The organism is Streptomyces sp. NBC_00597, assembly GCF_041431095.1.
GTDB lineage: Bacteria > Actinomycetota > Actinomycetes > Streptomycetales > Streptomycetaceae > Streptomyces.
Window position 1 is genome coordinate 978,333 of record NZ_CP107757.1, and the last position, 20,147, is coordinate 998,479.

Genomic DNA, 20,147 nt, shown 5'->3' on the forward strand with positions numbered 1-20,147 from the left:
CGGGCGCTGTGAACAGCAGCCTCCTTTGCAGCGCACGGAAGCCGAAACGCCCGCATCCTGGTTCCCTACCCCAGATGACGAGTCGCGTGAAGGTGGCTATCATAGATACAAGACGGCCGCAACTGCGAGATCCGCACTCTGGCCTGCAGTGATGCAGGAGGCTTGAGAATTTGCGTTCCAGTCCAGAATGTCCGTGGCCCGACGAGGTCACGTTGACGGCGGATACGCGCACATCACAATCATCTGGCGACCGGAAAGCTCTGTCCACGGTTTGCGAGAGGACGCAGAGCGAATTCGTGCCGCAGTGAGTGGCACAACTGCGAGAAGGGTTCTAATCATGCAGGCAATCAGAGTGAAGCGGCTCTTCGCGGTGTCCGCCATCGGTGTCCTGATGGCCGGTGGCGCCGCGCTCGGCGCCGCGGGTACTGCCTCCGCGGCCATGCCCACACACCCCGTCACCTCCGTCACCTACGTCCACGGCGGCGGTTGGGACGACGACGACGACAACGGCTACGGACACAACGGCGGTGGGTACGACAACGACGACGACTGGGGCGGAGGATACGACGACGGCTGCTGACGCGCCGAATCATGCTGTGTGGTCCGCCGATCCGGCGGTCCGCACAGCGTTACGTTCGCCGGGGGATACGAGGGATCGGGGAGGTCCCTGGTGTACCAGCCGGTACGGGGTCGAGAGTGCAGGACCGGACGCAGCCATGGATGCCTTCGTTCTGACGCCTGGTCAGCAATATGCAACACAGGGAATTCAGATGGGGGCCGGTGCCACCCGAAAGGGGCGACCCGAGTGGGTCCGGGGACCGGGATGAGGGTGAGATCCCCAACGCCTTGCCGCCCACCCCGCCCACCCCGTGTACGCCGGCCAGAGTGAGGCCGATCAGGTGGCATTGGGACACCGTGGTCTTCCCGTACGTCCGAAACGGGCGCACTCGCTTCGGACGGATCGACGCCCGCACGCTCGGCCCGGGAATCCATTTCTTCGCGGGCCTGGCATAAGACCGTGTCCAATGTGGTGAGGCGGACGAGTCGCTTGTAGCAGCACAGGGCGGCGGCGAGGCCGAGAAAGGCCAGGTAGTTGCGGGGATGGCGCTCGTAGCGGTGGTTGAGACGGCGATACCCGGTCAGCCAGGACATCGTCCGCTCGATCACCCACCTTCGCCGGCCGAGACGTTCGGAGGACTCGACGCCTTTGCGTGCGATGCGGACGCCGATGCGTTTGCCGCGTAACCATTTCCGCAGGTGGGGGACGTCGTAGGCCTTGTCTGCGTGCAGTCGGGCGGGTCTGAAGTGACGGCCTTTGTGGGGGTCGTGTCTCGTTTGGTGACCGGTCACCATCGGCTTCAGAGCGAGACTGTCGTGGGTGTTGGCCGCAGAAAGCCCGACGAGGAGGGGCAGTCCGGCCGCGTCCGACAGGACGTGCATTTTGGAGCCCGGCTTGCCCCGGTCCACGGGGCTCGGACCTGTGAGTTCGCCCCCTTTTTGGCCCTGATGTGGGCGGAGTCCAGGACGGCGCGCGATAGGTCGAGGAGGCCGGCGTCGTCGAGCCGGTGCAGGATCTCCTCGTGCAGCCGGCCCCAGACTCCGGCCCTCGACCAGATCAGGAACCGGCGGTGGGCCGTCGACTTCGATATCCCGAAGCAGGGCGGCAAGGCCCGCCAGGAACACCCGCTGACCAGGACATAGATGATCGCCGCGAACAGCGTCTCATCAGGCGTATCCGCTGTTCCGCCGCCCTGCGGCCGCACCCTCGACGGCGGGATCAGCGGCTCCGCGATCTCCCACAGCCCGTCCGGAACAATCCAACTCCAAGTACCCCGCCCCATACCGACGTCAACGACGCCTCACCACATAGGACACGGTCTACAGTAGAGGTCGTTTTCACCTATGCTGCCCGTTATCGTCTGATTCTTTAGGTGCTGGATGGCGGTACAGATGAGGTCATGGAGACCGTCGATGCCAGTGGGGCATGGGAGGTTGCGGACGGGACGGAAAGCGACGTAATCCTGTCTCATCCCAGGATGCCCGATCCTTGAGGTCGTGTGCTTCCGCCGTCACGGGTGTGCGCCTGGGCGTACTCGGTCCGGCGCGGTACGCCGGAAACATGACGAAGCGACGTCCGTATCCGAGTGATCTGTCCGATGCCCGCTGGGAGTTGATCGAGCCGGTCCTTGCCGCCTGGCGTCTCGAGCGCCGTGGCAGGGCCCTGGACTTCGGCCGGCCGCCCGAGCACGACCTGCGCGACGTCATGGACGCGATCTTGTATGTCGACCGGACCGGGGTCCAGTGGCGCTACCTCCCGCACGACTTCCCGCACTGGAACACGGTCTACGGATACTTTGCGAAGTGGGCGGACGAGGGCGTGTTCGCCCAGCTCAATGGCCTGCTCAGGCAATTGCTGCGGGAGAGGGAGGGCGGGACGCAGAACCATCGGCGTGTGTGATCGACGCGCAGAGCGTGAAGACCTCCACCAGCGTTCACGCCTCCGGCCAGGGCGTCGACGCCGGGAAGAAGATCGTAGGCAGGAAGCGGAGCATCGTCACCGACACACTCGGGCTCCTCATCGCGGTCCTGGTCACCGCGGCGAGCGTGCAGGACTCCGTCGCCGGCACCACACTGCTCGACCAGGTCGCCGCCGACCACCCGCGCGTCCGCAAAGTGTGGGTCGACGGCGGCTACCGCCAGCACCTCGTCGAGCATGCCGCCATCCTCGGCATCGGCATGGAGATCACCGCCCGCACCCCCGGGACCAGGGGATTCACCCCGATACCGAAACGGTGGGCGGTCGAGCGAACCTATGGATGGCTCATGCTCCACCGGCGTCTCGCCCGGGACTACGAAACCCTGCCCACCCGCTCCGAAGCCGTCATCCACATCGCCATGACCGACCTCATGGCCCGACGCCTCACCGGCGAGAACACCATCTCCTGGCGTGACCCGAAGAAGGCCAATACACAACCCATTCTGGGATGAAACACCGGACGAAAACGACCTCTTAGGCTCGTGTGATGGCGTCCTCCATCGGCCCGCACGCATGGCAGTTCGTACAGACGAAGCTGCGTGCCCGTGCCGTGCGTCCTCGCCCCCAGGGAGCGGCTTCGTCGCCCGTCCCCGGGGGTACCGGTTGAGGGCGTCAGTAGCCGGTTCCGCGGTGGACCTGGGCCCGCTCGACGTCGTGGGTCGCACCCTTGTGATCCAAGGTGCTGCACGCGTCGGCGATGTCCTGGGTCAGGCGCTCGATCTGCTCGCGGCTCAGGGTTTCCTTGACCAGGGCACGCAGGATCTTCACCCGGTCGGCGTTGGGCGGGAGCGTGTACGCCGGCACCATCCAGCCGCGCTCGGCCGAGAGCTGCCAGGCGATGTCGGACTCGTCGTAGGCGTGCTTGTCGGCGAGGCGGAAAGCGACCAGCGGTAGCTGCTCTAGGTCGCTGCCGATCACTTCGAAGCGGCCGCTGTCGCGCAGGTTGTCCGCCAGTGCGCGGGCGTTCTGCTGCATCGTCTCCATGACGTAGGTGTAGCCCTGGCGGCCCAGCCGCACGAAGTTGTAGTACTGGGCGAGCACCATCGACGCACCGGTGGAGAAGTTCAGCGTGAACGTCGCGTCGGTCTTGCCCAGGTAGTTCTCGTAGAACACGAGGTCCTCGGCCAGGTCGGATTCCTCGCGGAAGACCAGCCAGCCGATGCCGGGGTAGACCAGGCCGTATTTGTGTCCCGAGACGTTGATCGAGCGGACCTGTTCGAGCCGGAAGTCCCATTTCGAGTCCGGGTAGAGGAAGGGCCACACGAAGCCGCCGCTGGCGCCGTCGACGTGGATCGGGATGTCGAGGTCCCGCTCCTTGCGGATATCCCGCAGGAGCTTGTCGATCCCCACGACATCGTCCTTGTGGCCGGTGAACGTGGTGCCGAGGACGGCGACGACGCCGATCGTGTTCTCGTCGAGGTGGGGCTCCACGTCCTCCGGGCCGATCGTGTACTTTCCCTCGGCGAGCGGCACGATCCGCGGCTCGACGTCGAAGTAGCGGCAGAACTTCTCCCACACGACGTGGACGTCGCCGCCGAAGACCAGGTTGGGCCGGTCGACCGACAGCTTGGCCGCCTGGCGGCGCTCCCGCCACTTCCATTTCAGCGACAGCGCGCCCAGCATGATCGCCTCGGATGAACCCTGGGTCCGGCATCCGGTGGTCCTACCCGGCGCGTGAAACAGGTCGGCGAGCATACGAACGCAGCGCTTCTCGATCTCGGCGGAAATGGGGTACTCCGCGTGGTCGATGAAGTTGCGGTGGAGGTTCTCGGCGATGATCCGTTGCGCCTCCGGCTCCATCCACGTGGTGACGAACGTGGCGAGATTGCGCTGCGGGTCGCCCTCCATGACGAGGTCCCCCTCCAGCAATCTCATGGCGTCCGTCGCGGCCATTCCATCCACGGGGAAGGTCTCCGAGGGAGCGGGCACGGTCAGGAAACGGTTGCCGAACAGAGCCGCGACGTCACTCTTGGTCATGCCGGCGACTCAATCACGTCCGGAACGGGAGCCATGCGCAGACCTGCGGATCGGGCTCGGCATACACGCGAACGGCGTACCTTCCCGAGTGATCGACTCAAGTCACCATATGTACGCCGTCGTCGAGGAGGGGCGAACTCCGTGCGGGCGATCGACGACTGTGCACCTGTTCGGCTCTCGTTGGATGGCTTCTGCCGGGATCAACCGATAGCTTCAAAAATGATACCGAACATCCGGATAGCGCGAATTCCGGCCCGCACGGTGCAGCGCCGCCCCTCTGGTGCGGCCACGGCAGCGACCGACTTCTAGAACGGGACCCTTCGCATGGCTGATGATCACCACTACGACGTCATCGTCATCGGTACGGGAGCGGGCGGCGGCACGCTCGCCCACCGGCTGGCCTCCTCCGGCAAGCGGATCCTGATCCTGGAGCGTGGCGACTATCTGCCACGGGAGCGTGACAACTGGGACTCCACCGCCGTCTTCGTCAAAGCCAAGTACCGTGCCCCCGAGTTCTGGTACGACAAGCACGGCAACGAGTTCCCCCCGGAGGCGAACTACTACGTAGGGGGCAACACTAAGTTCTACGGCGCCGCGCTCTTCCGCCTCCGGCCCGAGGACTTCGGCGAGCTGCGCCACCACGACGGCATCTCACCGGCCTGGCCGATCCGCTACGAGGATCTGGAGCCGTACTACACGCAGGCCGAGCAGCTCTACCTGGTGCACGGGCGGCACGGCGAGGATCCCACCGAGGGTCCGGCCAGCGGCCAGTACCCGCACCCCCCGGTGGAGCACGAGCCGCGCATCCAGCAGCTCAGCGACGACTTGGAGAAGAAGGGCCTGCACCCCTTCCACCTGCCCATCGGCGTGAACCTCACCCAGGACGAGAACGGCCTGGCTACCCATTCCAGCGTGTGTATCCGCTGCGACCGGGTCGACGGCTTCCCCTGCCTGCTCGGTGCCAAGTCCGACGCGCAGGTGATCTGCGTCGACCCCGCACTGAAGCATGACAACGTCACCATGGTGACGCGGGCCAACGTCCGACGCTTGGAGACCGACTCGACCGGACGCACCGTCACCGGGGTCGTCGCCGAACTCGGGGACGGAACGACCGAGGGATTCAGCGCCGACATCGTGGTGGTCGCCTGCGGTGCGGTCAACTCGGCGGTGCTGCTGCTCCGTTCGGCCAACGACAAGCACCCTGGTGGCCTGGCCAACAGCTCGGACGTCGTCGGACGCCACTACATGCGCCACAACAACCTGGCGCTGATGGCAGTGTCCAAAGAACCGAATCCCACGAGGTTCCAGAAGACCCTGGCACTGAACGACTGGTACCTGGGGGCGGACGACTGGGACTATCCGCTCGGTGGCATCCAGATGCTCGGCAAGTCGGACGCCGCCCAGATCCACGGCGAGGCGCCGCGCTGGGCCGGCGCGGTCTCGCCCGACATGCCGTTCGAGATGCTGGCGCACCACGCCGTCGACTTCTGGCTGTGCGGGGAAGATCTCCCGCTGCCCGAGAGCCGCGTCACCCTCGACAAGGACGACCGCATCCACCTGGCTCTCGACGAGAAGAACAACATCGCCGGCCTGAAGCGCCTCCAGCACAAGCTCCAGGGAATGCTCGGCCACCTGGGCATGCACGAGCACCATCTGCTGTCGCACAGCATCTACCTGCACAAGGGCCTGCCGATCGGGGCCACCGCGCACCAGGCCGGCACCGTCCGTTTCGGTGACGACCCGAACAGCTCGGCCCTCGACGTCAACTGCAAGGCCCACGACCTCGACAACCTCTACGTGGTGGACACCAGCTTCTTCCCGAGCATCGGCGCGGTGAACCCGTCGCTAACAGCGATTGCAAATGCCTTGCGGGTGGGCGACCACATCGCCGCCCGGCTGCGCTGAAGGGGTACTGAGGCTGCGGCCGAGCGCGGCTGTTACAGGTTGTCCCCGGGGGCAGGGGCGGCCCGGGTGTCGGCGTCGGTGAGCGGCTCCAGCTCACCCATGGTGTCGAGCCGGTAGAGCACCACCAGCGCCGGGCCGACCAGCACGATCGCGATGACCGTGACGATGGCCAGCCAGCGCATGGTGTGAGCTGCGCCGGCCGCCTGGGCCACCGTCAGTGATGTGGGCAGTAGGTAGGGCTTCTGCGCGAAGCCCCAGGCGCCGACGGTCAGGGCGACGCTCGCCACTGAGGTGTAGCGGGACCAGCCGTGGATCCGGCGCAGCAGGATCAGCGCCGTCGCAAGACCGCAGATCGCGGCCAGGACGACCAGCAGCAGTCCCCAGCCCCCGGTGAGGCCCTCCCAAACGTACTGGGCGTCACTGTGGGTCACGGGCAGGCCGATGAGTGCGAGGACGACAACGGCGCAGAAGGCCAGCAGCGCGCGCCGACGGAAGTAGTCCACCAGGTCGTCCGCCCCGAACCGCCGGGCGTCTGCGCAGAGGAACACCGCCCCGAGGAAGGCGGTGGCCGCGATGGCCAGCAGACCCGCAAGGACGGAGGTCGGGTTGGCCCAGGCGTCCGCGGAGGCGGTCGTCCCGACCATCACCCGGCCGGATGCGATGCCGCCGAGCACCGCCCCCAGGAAGAACGGCGTGAGCAGCGACGCGACGGCGAACATCGCACCGTAGACCCGCCGTCGGGCCAGGCGGCGGGACGGTTTGCGCAGGGCGAATCCGGCACCGCGGAGCACCAGGCCGACGGCGGCCAGCGCGAGCGGCAGCCACATTGCCTCGAACACAGTCTGGAACATCGTCGGGAAGCCGGTCCACATGACGATGAAGACGAAGATCAACCAGACGTTGTTGACCTCCCAGACCGGCGCCATCGCGTGATCGATGAGCCAGCGCGGCCGCTTGCCGCGATCCGCACCCCCAGCCATGAGGTCCCAGAAGCCCGCACCGTAGTCCGTGCCCCCGGCACAGGCGTAGGCGGCGACCGCGAGAACCATGACCCAGGCGATCAGATCCGCCATCATGACGCGCCGCCAGAGGTCGGGTCGGACCCGCCGGCACGCGTGCGCCCTGCCGATGCGGGCTCGGGCTCGCTTCGGGGCCCGTACGGGGTATCGGTCTCGGGAGCCGGAGCGGCGCCCGATGCGGCCAAGCCCTCGTCGGCGATCCGCCAACGAGTACGCATCTTCAGAATGATCGCGAGGAACGAGCCGAAAACGGCCACGTACACGACGATCACGATGCCGAGCATCGCCCACAGCGATCCGGCGCGGGTGTCGGTCACTGCCTCAGCGACCTTCATGTGGTTGTAGACGATCCAGGGCTGGCGGCCGACCTCGGTGGTGATCCAGCCGCACTCCACGGTGACCAGGCACGCGACTCCCGCGACGGCCGCGCAGCGGAAGAACCAGCGGCTGCGAGGAAGATCCCGGTGCCGCAGCCACGACCAGGCGTACCAGAGCGCGAGCAGGATCAGCAGGCTGCCGATGGTGGCCATGATGTCGAAAGCCCAGTGGACGATGGTGGCCTGGACGGTCGTGGGGCGGTCGGCGGCCGGCACCGTCGTCAGCCCGGTCACCTGGGTGCTGGGCTTGAAGCCGGCGAGGATGGAGTCCAGCTGAGGGATCTTGATTCCGCCGGAGATCGTCCCGTCACCGTTCAACCGCCCGAACAAATACTCGGGCACGTGGGTGTCCGTCTCCCAGACGATCTCCATGGCGGCGAACTTGATCGGCTGCTTGTGGAAGACGGCACGAGCGGCCGAGTCGCCCAGCATGAACTGGACCGGGGTGAGAATCGCGGCAACAGTGAACGGCAGCGTGAAGCCGAGCCGGTGGTACCGGTCACGGCGCCCCCGCAACCAGCCCACGGCATACACGCCTGCGACCATGTATCCGGCGGTCAGGAACATCGCGACCACGAAGTGCCAGTACTCCGCCCCGAAGATCGGCGTGAAGACTGCCTGCCGCACATCGACGTCGACGGGATTGCCCTGCGTGTCGAGGCGGAACCCCTGAGGGGTGTTCATCCAGGAGTTGGCCGCGATGATGCCGAACGCACCCATCAGAGCGGCCAGCGGCAGCGGCACGGCCAGCCAGAAGTGTGTCCAGGGCTTGAGCCGGCGCCAGCCGTAGAGGTAGATGGCGATCAGGACCGCCTCCAGGAAGAACGCCCAGGCCTCGATGCCGAACCCCAGGCCGAAGACGTCGCCCCAGCGGCCCAGCATGCCGGGCCACAGCAGACCGAGTTCGAAGGACAGCACGGTGCCCGTGACGACGCCGATGGCGAATTGCACGGCCATCACCGCCGACCAGCGCCGCGCGAGCTGAAGGGCGACGGCGTCGTTGCGGCGCAGCGCCCGGTGGTGCATGAGCAACGTGATGAACGGCAATGCCACGCCGAACGGGACCAGCAGGATGTGAGAGGCCAGGGTGAAGGCCATCAGCTGCCGAGCCGGCAGGAGTTGGGGCGGAGTGTCAGCCAGAAGGGCCGCTGTGCTGAGCATGTGCGCCTCGATGGTCTGCCCCGCAGGGCGCGGGGGCTGAGGAACGACAGGGGTGCGAAAGGGTGGCAACGGCAGATGCCGGCCACGTGTGCGGTCAGGGAGACGGCGGGGGCGCCCTATGCCTGGGGGTCAGCCCTTGGCGGCGCGGCGGCGTCGGACGAGGTGAAGGCGAGCTCGCGTCGCGAGCTGATGGCGAAAGCGACGGACTGGCTGAGCACCGCTCCCAGCCTGCAGCGGAATCCCGTGAGGAAGGCCACGGGGATGAAAAGGGCCACACGCCAGCCGATCACACCCAACGGGTGCAGCGGGCCGGCCTTGACCGGCGATCTCCCTGATCTGTCCTGCCAGTTCGACACCGGTCGGGCCGCCGCCGACCAGCGCGAACGTGAGCCATCGCTGCCGTTCCCTGGCATCTGCCGCCGTTTCGGCCATCTCGAACACCCGGTAGATCCGCCGACGGATGTCCAGTGCGTCGTTCAGCGTCTTCATGCCGGACGCGCGCGGCAAACCCGTCATGCCCGAAGGAAGACTGGCGCATGCCGACCGCGCGGGCTTCGACAACCACGTCGGTGGCTTCGGTCGCGCGATCTGGCCCTCGGACAGGAGTCCTGAAGCGCACTGGTAGAGCAGCGGTTGGACGACGTGGTGGGCGCGGGCGGTCGACCACGGTGACCGCGACCTGCGACCGGCGCAGCGCGCGGGCGGCGAACAGCCCGGCGAACCCCCCGCCGAGGATCACGACCCGGCGGGGCGTGACGTGATCCGCCATCTGGGATCAGCCTCCGGTGGCGAAGCCGGGGAAAAGGGTCATCCCGCCGTCCACGTACAGCGTGGCCCCCACGACGTAGTCGAGCAGGTCGGACGCCACGGCGACGACGGCGTTGGCGATGTCGTCCGGGTCGCCCACGCGGCGGTACGGGATGAGGCGCAGCAGATCGGCCTCGGCCTCGGGGGTGGCCCAGGCGTCACGGTTGATGGGCGTGCGGATTGCGCCGGGTGCGACCGCGTTGACCCTGATCCGCTGAGGAGCCAGCTCCTGGGCGAGGGTCTCCATTAGCATGCCCACGCCACCTTTGGAGGAGGCGTAGTTCACGTGCCCCGACCAAGGGATGATCTGGTGGACCGAGCTCATGCAGATGATCTTCCCGGCCGACCGGGAGACCTCCGCCACCACGCCGCGCCGCACGAACTCCTTGGCGGCCTCGCGCGCGCACAGGAACTGGCCGGTCAGGTTGACGTCGATGACCTTCTGCCACTGGGCGAGCGTCATGTCCACCACGGCCGCGTCCCGTTGAAGACCCGCATTGGCCACCATGATGTCGATGGTGCCGAACTCCTCGACCATCCGCGCCACCATGGCGACCACCTGGTCCTCGTCGGATACGTCGGCCTCGTGGGCGTAGGCGCGGACGCCGAAGTCCTTGATCTGCGCAACGACCTTCTCGGCCTCGTCCTTCCCGACGACGTAGTTCACCACGACGTCCGCTCCGGCCCGGCCCAGGGCGATGGCGGTCGCCATGCCGATACCCGAGTTGGCACCGGTGACCAGAGCCTTCTGACCCCTGAGAAGCTGCGCGGTCACCGTCCCGCTGTTCTCGTCGACATTTCCTACCATCACGATCTCTCCTTCGGCGTTTCGGACGGCACGCATGCCCGGAACGGGCGACGTACGCGGGGTAGGCTGGGAGTCGGTCGGCCGGCCGGGCCAGACACAGGAGCCGTTCCATGCCTGGCGCCCCGACAAAAGCATCTTGCGCAGCGGGCGGCACCGACCGGCGCGCCACGCAGCCGCATTCGGCCGGACATGTCACACGGTCGGGTTACGGGCAGACTTCCGACGCAAATGGGGGTGTCCGACAGCGGGTAGTTGGACTCCGGATCGTGGCCAGGCCTGGTGTAGACACGGCGGCCTGCGAAATCGGCCACGAGGCTCCGCCCCGGGACCGGAGGGGCTTTTGCGCGTTTCACCGAGTTGGCTGCTGCTGAACTGGCCGGAGCTTCGGGCAACAGCGATGCGGCGGATCGTGCAGGCCGGGTCTCGGGCCGTCCGGTGCGGTTCGGACACACCGTCAGGGAGTCGTCGTCGACGTCGACCTGCTGGTCCTGGCAGTGGCGCCGCGCACCCCGGGTCGGTGTGGTCCGGTGTGGACCGAAGGCTCTGTGCATGGCAGGTACACAGCCGAGCGGGGCGGAGCGGGGGCCGGGGCGGACCGTGACGGGTCGTTCGAGCCGAAGATCGTCGGCAAGCGGCAGAAGCGCCGGTCCGGCGTGGAAGCTGGCGTCACATTCTCCCCAGGAGTCGGCTGTTGCCAGGAAGACCAATGCCTGGCGGCCGATGAAGTCCCGCATCTCGGGTGTGAGGCGGCGGCGCACCTGCTGGTCGTAGAACCGGACTGCGCGCTCGGCGGTCCCCAGTCGCTGCTGCAGCTGGTGTCACCCGCTGATCCGAAGGGCGGCGGGGGCAAGGTCACGGGGGTCCTCCTGGCGGGACGAGCAAGTGCTTGGCTCGGGGAAGGGACAGGGCGGGTGTTTCCAGTGCGAGGGCCGGGTGCCAGCGGTCGCCCGGCGCGCGCAGCCGCTCGACGGCGGCGGACATGTGCGCGGGCGCCGCGTCCTAGCGACCCTGCTCGCGCTTGATCCGGGCGGTGAGCGCGAACGTCCTGGCCGCGCCGTGCGGCCCGTCGGCCGACGCGCAATAGCGGCGTTCGATGCCCCCGTCTCCTTCGATTCAGGGGCCGGAAGGCCGCCGACGGGCCCCGCACCGGCCGGGAAACCCGCCCCGACCTGCCCGGAGGGCGGCGCGTCGGGTGCCGGGGCGGTCGGCCCGGCTGCGATGGCCGCTCGTAGATAGGGGTCGTTGCCAGGCGGCGGAGGGCCTGGCTAACTGGTTGTCGTCGCTGGGCGGCCCGGGTGGTTCACCCGCCGCCGGCGATCCCCTCTCCCCCGTGTGAGTGGCTCACGCATGCCTCCGGCGTGCCGCGACCGTCCTCGTCGCCTACGGAAGGGTTTCCGTGTCCGTCTCCGTCATCCGCCGCATCGCCGCTTCGAAGAAGACCCTCGCGGGTTCCGTGGTCGGCCTTGTGGCCGCCGGTTCCATGCCGGCCGGCGTTCCCGCGCAGGCCGCCCCCCCCACGAGCGCCCAGGCGGTCGCCCAGCAGATGATCAAGGACCCGGCCCAGTTCGCCGCCTTCGACAAGATCGTCTCCCACGAGAGCGGCTGGAACCACACCGCCGCCAACGCCTCCTCCGCCGCCTACGGCCTGGTCCAGGCCCTGCCGGGGTCGAAGATGGCCTCGGCCGGCGCAGACTGGAAGACCAACCCCGACCCAGATCAAGTGGGGCCTGGACTACATGAACTCCCGCTACGGCTCCCCGCTCGGGGCCTGGAACTTCTGGCAGGCCCACCACTGGTACTAAGCCACCAGTGAGCTCAGCCGGCGGGCTGAACAGCGATACCGAAGGACCCGGTGGCCGGCCCCTCCAGGCCGGTCCCCGGGGCCTTCGGCCTTGGCATCGAAGGCCAAGGGGCGCTCGGCGCGGGGAGTGCCGCGTTCCGCAGCGCTGTGCGAGCGAGCTGCTGCGCCATCACGCTCACGGGGGCCGGAGCGATGTGCGGCTTGTGGTGAACGAGATCCACGGTGATGAGCACGTTGCCCGATCGCACGGTGACCTTGGCCCAGTTCGGTAGGTCGGCGCGGGTGACGAGACGGGCCTCGTCACCCGGTCCGTCCAGCCACTGTGCCTCTCCGCCGGCCCACCTGCGCTGCCGCCTGCGCCACTGCGCTCTTGCCGGGTGCGGGCTGCACGATCTGCGTGTCCAGAGTGATGGTCGCGGAATCCGCAGGGCCGGGGTTGATGCCGCATTGGTCGTGTCCCGCCTGCCTGATCGAGGGTTCTTGCATCAGCGAAGCCAGCTGCTGCGCCGACAGCAGCTCGCAGGCGGGCGGCAGACCGTCGTGGGGGCCGCCGGGGCCGTACGCGCCTGCCGTGGCGGTGAGGGCTCCCAGCAGCGCGAGCGACGTGGCCCAGACGACGGTCCGCCGGGCCATGGCGGCGACCCTACGTCGGACCGGACCGTCAGGGGCGTCCGCGCCGGGGGCAGTCGTGCCATGGGTGTCCGCGAGGCGGTTTCGCAACTCGATGTGGCGGAAGCGGTAGACCCCGCTGCTCTGCCTCAGCATGCCGCGACGGTGGGCGTCCCGGAGGAAGGCCATGAGCCGCCACGGAAGCCAGTCGGGGATGCTGCTGTGCGAGGCGGGACGCGGCCCATCCCCACAGTCCTTGCCGTCCGGGATCCCAGGACGCAAGGGGCAACACCACCGGAACCGGATCGGATGACGCCGGGCGCCGCATCGCCAGCAGCTCCCGCGCCAGGTGCAGTGCGAGGACCGACTTGCCCGCTCCGGGAGCCCCCAGCAGGACCAGACGGCCGGACGGCAGTCGCCGGAAGAGGTCCGCCATTGCGCCGAACTCGCCGTTCAGGGAGGGGCCATCGGCTCCTGACTGATCCGCATCCGGCCAGTCCTGCGTGAGCAGCAGCGGATCCGCCCGTGCCCAACGGACCGGCAGTGGAATGGGGTCATGCGTCCTGGCCAGTCGTTCCTCGCGCCCGTAACGCTCCTCCACATCGCGCCCCAGCAGCTCGACCGCCTCGTCCAAGCGCGCGGCCGGCAGCCCCCGACGGCGCAGGCGCCACCACCGGCGCACCGACAGCGCGCCGAGGTACACCCCGGCGAGCAGCACGCAGGCGGCGGACAGCAGGAGGGCCGTCGCCGCTGCCAGCCCAACCGACGAGCGAAGAAGTTGAACGCCACCGACAGCCAGGAGCGTGACGGCGACGACGGCATAGCCGTGGAGAGGGCCCGGCCCGTCCACCGGTGCGGGTGCGGCATGGTAGACGACATGGTCGCCGGTAATGGCGACCTTGATGCCCCCGCCCGCGGCAACGGACCGCTCGCCCACGGCGGCGACGTCCCGGTGCGAGGAATCCTCGCCCGACCGCCTCTTCGGCTTCCGTAACCGGTCGGGCTGCGACCCTGGCGTCACGATCGGTTGTCCTCGCCGGTGACCGCGTCACCGATGTGCCCACCCGCTGCCACGGACCCGTCGCCGCCGGCCCGCACCGCTCCGGCGGCACCTGCCCCGGCGGCACCTGCCCCGGCTTCGCCGGGCGGCGGGGGAGCGGAGCCCAGGCGGTTCCTGTCGCCGGTGACCGCCCGGCCGATGCTGCCGCCGGCCGCGACCGAGCCCGTGCCCCCGGCGTCGACGTCCCCGCCCCTACGCGAAGTGCCTGCCGTATCGCGGACCAGGGCGTACACGGCCACCGCCGCGCCCACCACGCCGGCCACCGAGCTGACGAGGCCGGCGAGTCAAGGGGTCGCAGGTTCAAATCCTGTCGTCCCGACTTTGCTTTGAGCAGGTCGGAAGCCGTTCTCTCACACGTGGGAGGACGGCTTTTCGCATGTCCGGTCGGCCCTTCGGGCGTGGCGTGCAGCCCGGCGGTGGTGATCTCGTACCCCGCTGACGTTCCGGCAGTACCTCCCGATCCTGGTGGAGCGCCGCGCACAGGGCCTCCTCGCCGCGGCGGGCGACGGCGGGTTCACCGGCAGAGGAGCCGACGCGTAGCCGTTCGCCACCGGTCGAGCGAGCGGAAGGGAAGGACGGGCGCCGCGAGGGCGGTCAGCGTGCGCGTCATGCTCGCTCGTCGAAGCGGTGACGGGCGCTCTCGATGGCCCCGAGGTGGCGGTGGGTCCAGTCGCACATGGCGTCGACCGTCGCGCGCAGGGCCCGGCCGGGCTCGGTGAGCGTGTACTCGACGCGCGGCGGCACGGTGGGGTGCACCGTGCGCTCGACCAGGCCGTTGCGCTCCAGCAGTCGCAGGTTCTGGGTGAGCATCTTGTGGCTGATGCCTTCGATCCCGTTGCGGAGCTCGGTGAAGCGCAGGGTCCGGTCGCCCACCGTTTCGATGATCAGGAGGGCTCACTTGTTGGCGATGTCGGAGAAGATCTCCCGGGCCAGGGAGTCCGCCCGGGTCACATCGGCTTCGTCCTTGGCCGAGCCCTTGAGCTGCTTGGTCACCATGAGGTTCCTCAGTCACCGAAAAGTGCGTTCTTCCACGTCAGCGGCCATCTCCGCCAGGGCGGCCGCGAAGCTGGACGTCACTCCGGTGCCGCCGGCCACGCTGATCGGCGTGGCGGCGCTGGACGTTCCCGAGCACCTGGTCGAGATCGAGGCCACTGCCGTCCTCGACTGAGGCCGGTGTTCGCCGTCTCTCCCGGCCCGCCGCGCCGGAATCCAGGGGCGATCTACCATGAGAGACGAGGTTTCTTGATCTCCGCACCTGCCAACGGCGAAACGGTAGGGAGGCCGACATGGAATTCGGGAGCGGACCCGGGGGAGTGGACGGCTCACGCTATCTGCCGATTTCCGAGCACGGCCTGATCGGTGACCTCCGCACCGCCGCGCTCGTGGGGACCGACGGCACGATCGACTGGTACTGCTGCCCGCGCTTCGACGCACCGAGCGTGTTCGCGTCCATCCTCGACGCCGACCGGGGCGGATCGTGGGAGCTGGCCGCCGACGTACCGGCGCGCACCCGACAGTTCTACTTCCCCGATACCAACGTCCTGATCACGCGGTTCTACGCCGCCGACGGGGTGGCGGAGATCGAGGACTTCATGCCGGTCGTCGACGAATCGCGCGAGGCGGCCCGGCACCGGCTGATCCGGCGGGTGGTGTGTGTGCGGGGAACCCTTCCGTTCGCGGCGCGGATAGCTCCCCGCTTCGGCTACGGCGCCGAAGCGCACACCGTACGCGCGCAGGCCCACGAGGCCGTCTTCGAGTCCCCGTCGATCTCGCTGGCGCTGTCCTCCACCGCGCCGCTCGAATCCGACGGCACGGACGTGCGGTCGCACTTCAAGCTCCTCGAAGGCGAGTCCGTGGTGTTCGCCCTCGACCAGATCAGCGACCACGTCCGGCCGCGGGCCTGTCCGCACGCCGAAGCGGAGGCGGAGTTCGAGGCGACGGTCCGGTTCTGGCGCCACTGGGTGGGGCGCTCGCGCTACCGCGGCCGGTGGCGGGAGATGGTGCACCGCTCCGCGCTGGTGCTGAAGCTGCTCACCTACGTGCCCACCGGTGCGATCGTGGCCGCGCCGACGACCAGCCTGCCCGAGCGGATCGGTGGTGAGCGCAACTGGGACTACCGGTACGTGTGGGTCCGCGACGCGGCCTTCTGCGTCTACGCCATGCTCCGCCTGGGCTTCACCTCGGAGGCCGAGGCGTTCATGGGATTCCTGTCCGACCGGGGCATCATGCGGGGCGCCGGCCCCACCGGTCCGTTGCAGATCATGTACGGCATCGACGGGCGCAGTGACCTGCCCGAATCCGAGCTGTCCCACCTGGAGGGGCACCTGGGCTCCGCTCCGGTGCGGGTGGGGAACGCGGCCACCAAGCAGCTCCAACTGGACATCTACGGAGCGCTGATCGATTCCATCTACCTGTACGACAAGTGGGGGCAGCCCATCAGCAGTGATCGCTGGGACGAGGTCGGCGCCGTGGTGGAATGGCTCTGTGACCATTGGGACCAGCCCGACGAGGGCGTCTGGGAGACCCGGGGCGGCCGGAAGAACTTCGTCTACTCGCGACTGATGTGCTGGGTGGCGATCGAACGGGCCATCCGGATGGCCAACCGACGCGGCCTGCCGGCCGATCTTCCCCGCTGGCAGCAGAGCAGGGACGCGATCTACCGGCAGATCATGCGGCAGGGCTGGTCAGCCGACCGCGGGGCGTTCGTCCAAGGGCTGGGCGACGACGTACTCGATGCTTCCGTGCTGATGATGCCGATGGCCAAGTTCATCTCGCCCACCGACCCCAAGTGGCTTTCGACCCTGGACGCGCTCACCGCGGATCTGGTCTCCGACTCGTTGGTCTACCGCTACGACCCGGAGGCCAGCCCGGACGGCCTGCGGGGCGCCGAGGGCACGTTCTCGATCTGCTCCTTCTGGTACGTCGAGGCGCTCACCCGCGCCGGACGGCTGGAGGAGGCCCGGCTGGCCTTCGAGAAGATGCTGACCTACGGCAACCACCTCGGCCTCTACGCCGAGGAGATCAGCCTGACGGGAGAACAACTCGGCAACTTCCCACAGGCGTTCACCCACCTCTCGCTGATCAGCGCGGCCTTCAACCTTGACCGCGCCCTCGGCTGAAACCCGCCGACGGTCATCGCCGGTCATCGCCGGTGGCGCACGCGGCACCAGAGCGGCATGCCGATCCACAGCCAGACCACCCCGCTGAGGATCACGGACGCGAGCACCGCGGACTTCCCGGCGCCGAGCACCATGGTCACCACCAGGAGGAGCGAACTGCTCATCGCCAGCATGAGCAGGACGAGTCCGACCAGCGCCAGCCTGTTGGAGACCGTGACCAGCTCGGTGCGCACGTCGCAGCGGAAGACCACCCGGTGGGAGGGGGCGGGCGAGGTGAGGAAGGCCGCGGCACCGAAGGCGATCAGGAGCGTGAGCACGTACTGGTCGCCTCGCTCGCCTCGGGTGCGGTGGTACCGGGTGGAACCGTCCGGGGCGGGCGTGCGGAGGGCTGCTCGGGAACCGGTCGAAGCGCGTACCTCTTGGCCGTCAGGGCCATGGCGGGCCCCGCCCCGCTCCGCGCGGGGCAGGGCCCTTGATCGTTTCCCGGGGCGGGCGGATAATGGCTGCCCGTAGAAGTGGATGCGGGGGACGGGCGGGGCGGGTATGGAGCGGGCCACTGGGGCGGTGGAGCTCGTGGGGGAGCGGGTGCGGCTGGAGCCGCTGGAGCTCCGGCACCACGACGGGCTGTGCGAGGCGGTTCGCGACGGCAGCCTGTGGGAGCTCGCGGTGACCCTCGTCCCGCACCCGGACGATGTCCGCGGCTTCATCGAGACGGCGATGGCGGCCCGCGCCGAGGGGACGCAGATCCCGTTCGCGACGGTGGACGCGCAGACGGGGCGGGTCGTCGGCTCGACCCGGCTGATGGTGATCAACACCGAGCAGCGGCGGCTGGAGATCGGCTGGACGTTCCTCGCGGAGTCCTGGCAGCGGACCGGCCTGAACGCCGAGGCGAAGCAGCTGATGCTGACGTACGCCTTCGAGACGATGGGGATGAACCGCGTAGAGCTGCTGACCGACGTGCGGAACGCGAAGTCACGGGCGGCGATCGCCCGGCTGGGCGCCACGCACGAGGGCGTACTGCGGCACCACATGGTGATGCGCGACGGCTGGATCCGCGACACCGCGGTGTACAGCATCACGCGGCCGGAATGGCCCGACGTGAAGCGCGCGTTGGAGAGTCGCGCGGCCGCGCGGGCCGGGGCGGACGCGGATGCTCAGCGTCGGGCCGGGCGGGTGAAGGCGGAGCGCGCCCAGAGGTAGCCGACGAGGGCGAGGCCTGCGCACCAGGCGAGCGCGACGTATCCGCTGGTGCCGATCGCGGTGCCCATCAGCAGGCCGCGCAGGGTCTCGATGACCGGCGTGAAGGGCTGGTACTCGGCGAACCAGCGCAGCCCGGTCGGCATCGAGTCGGTCGGCACGATGGCGCTGCCGAGGAACGGCAGGAAGGTCAGTGGCAGCGGTGCGTTGCTCGCCGACTCCGGGGTCTTGGCCACCAGGCCCATGCCGGCCGACAGCCAGGTCAGCGCCAGGATGAGCAGGGTGAGCAGGCCGATCGCGGCGAGCCACTCGACCGGGGAGGCGTCGGGGCGGAAACCGATCGCGAGCGCGACGCCGATCACCAGGGCGACGGCGATGAGGGTCTGGATGACGCTGCCGACGACGTGCCCGGTCAGGAACGCGGCGCGTGAGATCGACATCGTGCGGAAGCGGTTGACGATGCCCTCGGTCATGTCGACGCAGACGCCGACGGCCGTCATGACGGCCCCGGCGGTCGCGGCCATCAAAATGATGCCGGGCGCGACGTAGTCGATGTACGCGCCGCCACCGGTGGGAGCTCCGGAGATCCCGGCTCCCAGTGCACCGCCGAAGGCGTAGTTGAACAACAGCAGCATCATCACCGGCATGATGACGACGGAGAGCGTCATCGTGGGGTAGCGCAGCGCGTGCTTGAGGTTGCGCCGCAGCATCGTCATGGAGTCGCTGACGGCGTACGCGAGCGTGCTCATCGGGCCACCTCCGTGGTGGTGTCGGTCGTGCCGTGGCCCGTGAGGGTCAGGAAGACGTCGTCGAGGTCGGGTGTGTGCACGGTCAGCGACTCGGCCCGCAGCGACGCGCCGTCGAGGACGTCGAGCACGGCCCGCAGGATGGGGATGCCTCCGTCGCTGGGGATGCGGAGCGTGAGCTCCTCGGGATCGGTGGTTCCGGTGCCGAAGTGGCGTGCGGCGGAGTCGAGTTCGGTGGGATCCGAGAAGCGCAGCCTGATGTGCCCGCCGGGAATGAGGCGCTTGAGTTCGTTCGCGGTGCCCTCGGCGACCAGCCTGCCCTTGTCGAGCACGGCGATGCGGTCGGCGAGCTGGTCGGCTTCCTCCAGGTACTGCGTGGTCAAGAAGATGGTGACGCCGTCGTCGGCGACGAGCCTGCGGATGATCTCCCACATGGTGCGGCGGCTGCGGGGATCGAGGCCGGTGGTCGGCTCGTCGAGGAAGATGATGCGCGGGGCGCCGACCAGGGTCATCGCCAGGTCGAGCTTGCGGCGCATGCCGCCGGAGAGGGTGGAGACCGGCTTGCGGGCGGCCTCGGTCAGTTCGAAGCGCTCCAGGAGTTCGGCCGCCCGGCGGCGGCCCTCCTGGCGGGGCAGGTGCCGTAGGTCCGCCATCAGGTGCAGGTTCTCCTCGGTGGTGAGGAGGTGGTCCACGGCGGCGAACTGGCCGGTGACCCCGATGGCGGCGCGGACGCCGTCGGGCCGGTCGGCGAGGTCGTGGCCGGCGACGCGCGCCTGCCCGGCGTCGGCGGTGATCAGCGTCGACAGGATCTCGACGGTGGTGGTCTTGCCGGCTCCGTTGGGGCCGAGCAAGGCGAAGACCGTGCCCTCGGGGATGTTCAGGTCGATGCCGTCGAGGACGACCTTGTCGCCGTACGACTTGTGCAGGCCGACGGCGGAGATGGCGGGCGGGGCGGTGGCTCCGGCCTCGGTCGTGGCCGTGGCGGTGGGTATCGCGGTCATGGGTTTCCGCTTTCCTTTCGTCCT

The 20,147-nt window shown here is 68.8% G+C and carries 15 protein-coding genes and 6 pseudogenes; 8 read left to right on the forward strand and 13 right to left on the reverse strand.

Annotation, left to right across the window (positions count from 1 at the left end; genetic code table 11):
- Positions 1-337: 337 nt before the first annotated feature.
- Positions 338-580 (forward strand): hypothetical protein, encoded by a 243-nt coding sequence (locus OG974_RS04080; protein WP_327279593.1) that lies wholly within the window; start codon positions 338-340, stop codon positions 578-580.
- 446 nt (positions 581-1,026) lie between these two features.
- Here the strand turns inward: OG974_RS04080 and OG974_RS04085 are convergent.
- A pseudogene (locus tag OG974_RS04085) lies at positions 1,027-1,841 on the reverse strand (IS5 family transposase); the annotation flags it as partial.
- A gap of 278 nt (positions 1,842-2,119) precedes the next feature.
- Here OG974_RS04085 and OG974_RS04090 point away from each other — a divergent pair.
- Positions 2,120-2,988, forward strand: a pseudogene (locus tag OG974_RS04090) (IS5 family transposase).
- Between the two features lie 160 nt (positions 2,989-3,148).
- On the opposite strand, the gene OG974_RS04095 reads toward OG974_RS04090, so the two are convergent.
- Positions 3,149-4,513 carry a glutamate decarboxylase gene (locus OG974_RS04095; RefSeq protein WP_327279594.1) on the reverse strand — a complete coding sequence of 455 codons (1,365 nt, stop codon included), beginning with the start codon at positions 4,511-4,513 and terminating at the stop codon, positions 3,149-3,151.
- A gap of 324 nt (positions 4,514-4,837) precedes the next feature.
- On the opposite strand from OG974_RS04095, the gene OG974_RS04100 reads away from it, so the two are divergent.
- A complete protein-coding gene (locus tag OG974_RS04100; protein WP_327279595.1) occupies positions 4,838-6,418 on the forward strand; it encodes a GMC family oxidoreductase in 1,581 nt (526 codons plus the stop codon).
- A 32-nt stretch (positions 6,419-6,450) separates the two neighbouring features.
- On the opposite strand, the gene OG974_RS04105 is transcribed toward OG974_RS04100, so the two are convergent.
- The 5 genes and pseudogenes from OG974_RS04105 to OG974_RS04125 form a co-directional block, all read right to left on the reverse strand.
- Positions 6,451-7,494, reverse strand: a complete 1,044-nt coding sequence (locus tag OG974_RS04105; RefSeq protein ID WP_327279596.1) for a cytochrome d ubiquinol oxidase subunit II — start codon at positions 7,492-7,494, stop codon at positions 6,451-6,453.
- The gene (locus tag OG974_RS04110; RefSeq protein ID WP_327279597.1) at positions 7,491-8,975 is read right to left on the reverse strand and encodes a cytochrome ubiquinol oxidase subunit I; all 1,485 of its coding nucleotides are present in this window, start codon (positions 8,973-8,975) and stop codon (positions 7,491-7,493) included. The genes OG974_RS04105 and OG974_RS04110 overlap by 4 nt, the downstream gene beginning before the upstream one ends.
- Positions 8,976-9,104: 129 nt before the next feature.
- On the reverse strand, positions 9,105-9,491 hold the full coding sequence (locus OG974_RS04115) for a hypothetical protein (protein ID WP_329315187.1): 387 nt from the start codon (positions 9,489-9,491) through the stop codon (positions 9,105-9,107).
- Between the two features lie 175 nt (positions 9,492-9,666).
- A pseudogene (locus tag OG974_RS04120) lies at positions 9,667-9,744 on the reverse strand (hypothetical protein); the annotation flags it as partial.
- Between the two features lie 6 nt (positions 9,745-9,750).
- Entirely contained in the window at positions 9,751-10,590 is an 840-nt protein-coding gene (locus OG974_RS04125) for an SDR family oxidoreductase (protein WP_327285862.1), read from the reverse strand.
- 1,396 nt (positions 10,591-11,986) lie between these two features.
- Between OG974_RS04125 and OG974_RS04130 the strand changes: the two are divergent.
- Positions 11,987-12,392 (forward strand): annotated as a pseudogene (locus tag OG974_RS04130) (transglycosylase SLT domain-containing protein).
- 299 nt (positions 12,393-12,691) lie between these two features.
- Here the strand turns inward: OG974_RS04130 and OG974_RS04135 are convergent.
- A complete protein-coding gene (locus OG974_RS04135) occupies positions 12,692-13,156 on the reverse strand; it encodes a hypothetical protein (protein ID WP_371645413.1) in 465 nt (154 codons plus the stop codon).
- 400 nt (positions 13,157-13,556) lie between these two features.
- Here OG974_RS04135 and OG974_RS04140 point away from each other — a divergent pair, with 400 nt between their 5' ends.
- Positions 13,557-13,994: a hypothetical protein gene (locus tag OG974_RS04140; protein ID WP_371645414.1), complete on the forward strand. Its 438-nt coding sequence runs from the start codon at positions 13,557-13,559 to the stop codon at positions 13,992-13,994.
- Positions 13,995-14,017: 23 nt separating this feature from the next.
- Here the strand turns inward: OG974_RS04140 and OG974_RS04145 are convergent, their stop codons facing one another.
- Positions 14,018-14,323: a hypothetical protein gene (locus OG974_RS04145; RefSeq protein ID WP_329315191.1), complete on the reverse strand. Its 306-nt coding sequence runs from the start codon at positions 14,321-14,323 to the stop codon at positions 14,018-14,020.
- A gap of 343 nt (positions 14,324-14,666) precedes the next feature.
- Positions 14,667-15,056 (reverse strand): annotated as a pseudogene (locus OG974_RS04150) (winged helix-turn-helix transcriptional regulator).
- Between the two features lie 52 nt (positions 15,057-15,108).
- Between OG974_RS04150 and OG974_RS04155 the strand changes: the two are divergent.
- Positions 15,109-15,228: pseudogene (locus OG974_RS04155) on the forward strand (RidA family protein); the annotation flags it as partial.
- A gap of 118 nt (positions 15,229-15,346) precedes the next feature.
- Positions 15,347-17,179 (forward strand): glycoside hydrolase family 15 protein, encoded by a 1,833-nt coding sequence (locus OG974_RS04160; protein ID WP_327279602.1) that lies wholly within the window; start codon positions 15,347-15,349, stop codon positions 17,177-17,179.
- A gap of 23 nt (positions 17,180-17,202) precedes the next feature.
- Here OG974_RS04160 and OG974_RS04165 read toward each other — a convergent pair whose 3' ends face one another.
- Entirely contained in the window at positions 17,203-17,736 is a 534-nt protein-coding gene (locus OG974_RS04165) for a DUF6328 family protein (RefSeq protein WP_328764362.1), read from the reverse strand.
- On the opposite strand from OG974_RS04165, the gene OG974_RS04170 reads away from it, so the two are divergent.
- Positions 17,723-18,379 (forward strand): GNAT family N-acetyltransferase, encoded by a 657-nt coding sequence (locus tag OG974_RS04170; RefSeq protein ID WP_371645417.1) that lies wholly within the window; start codon positions 17,723-17,725, stop codon positions 18,377-18,379. The two genes, OG974_RS04165 and OG974_RS04170, sit on opposite strands and share 14 nt — an antisense overlap.
- Here the strand turns inward: OG974_RS04170 and OG974_RS04175 are convergent.
- Together OG974_RS04175 and OG974_RS04180 are read right to left on the reverse strand one after the other, a co-directional pair.
- Entirely contained in the window at positions 18,334-19,125 is a 792-nt protein-coding gene (locus OG974_RS04175; RefSeq protein WP_327279605.1) for an ABC transporter permease, read from the reverse strand. The genes OG974_RS04170 and OG974_RS04175 overlap by 46 nt on opposite strands.
- Positions 19,122-20,123: an ATP-binding cassette domain-containing protein gene (locus OG974_RS04180; protein ID WP_328764363.1), complete on the reverse strand. Its 1,002-nt coding sequence runs from the start codon at positions 20,121-20,123 to the stop codon at positions 19,122-19,124. Before OG974_RS04180 ends, OG974_RS04175 begins: the two co-directional genes overlap by 4 nt.
- Positions 20,124-20,147: the final 24 nt, after the last annotated feature.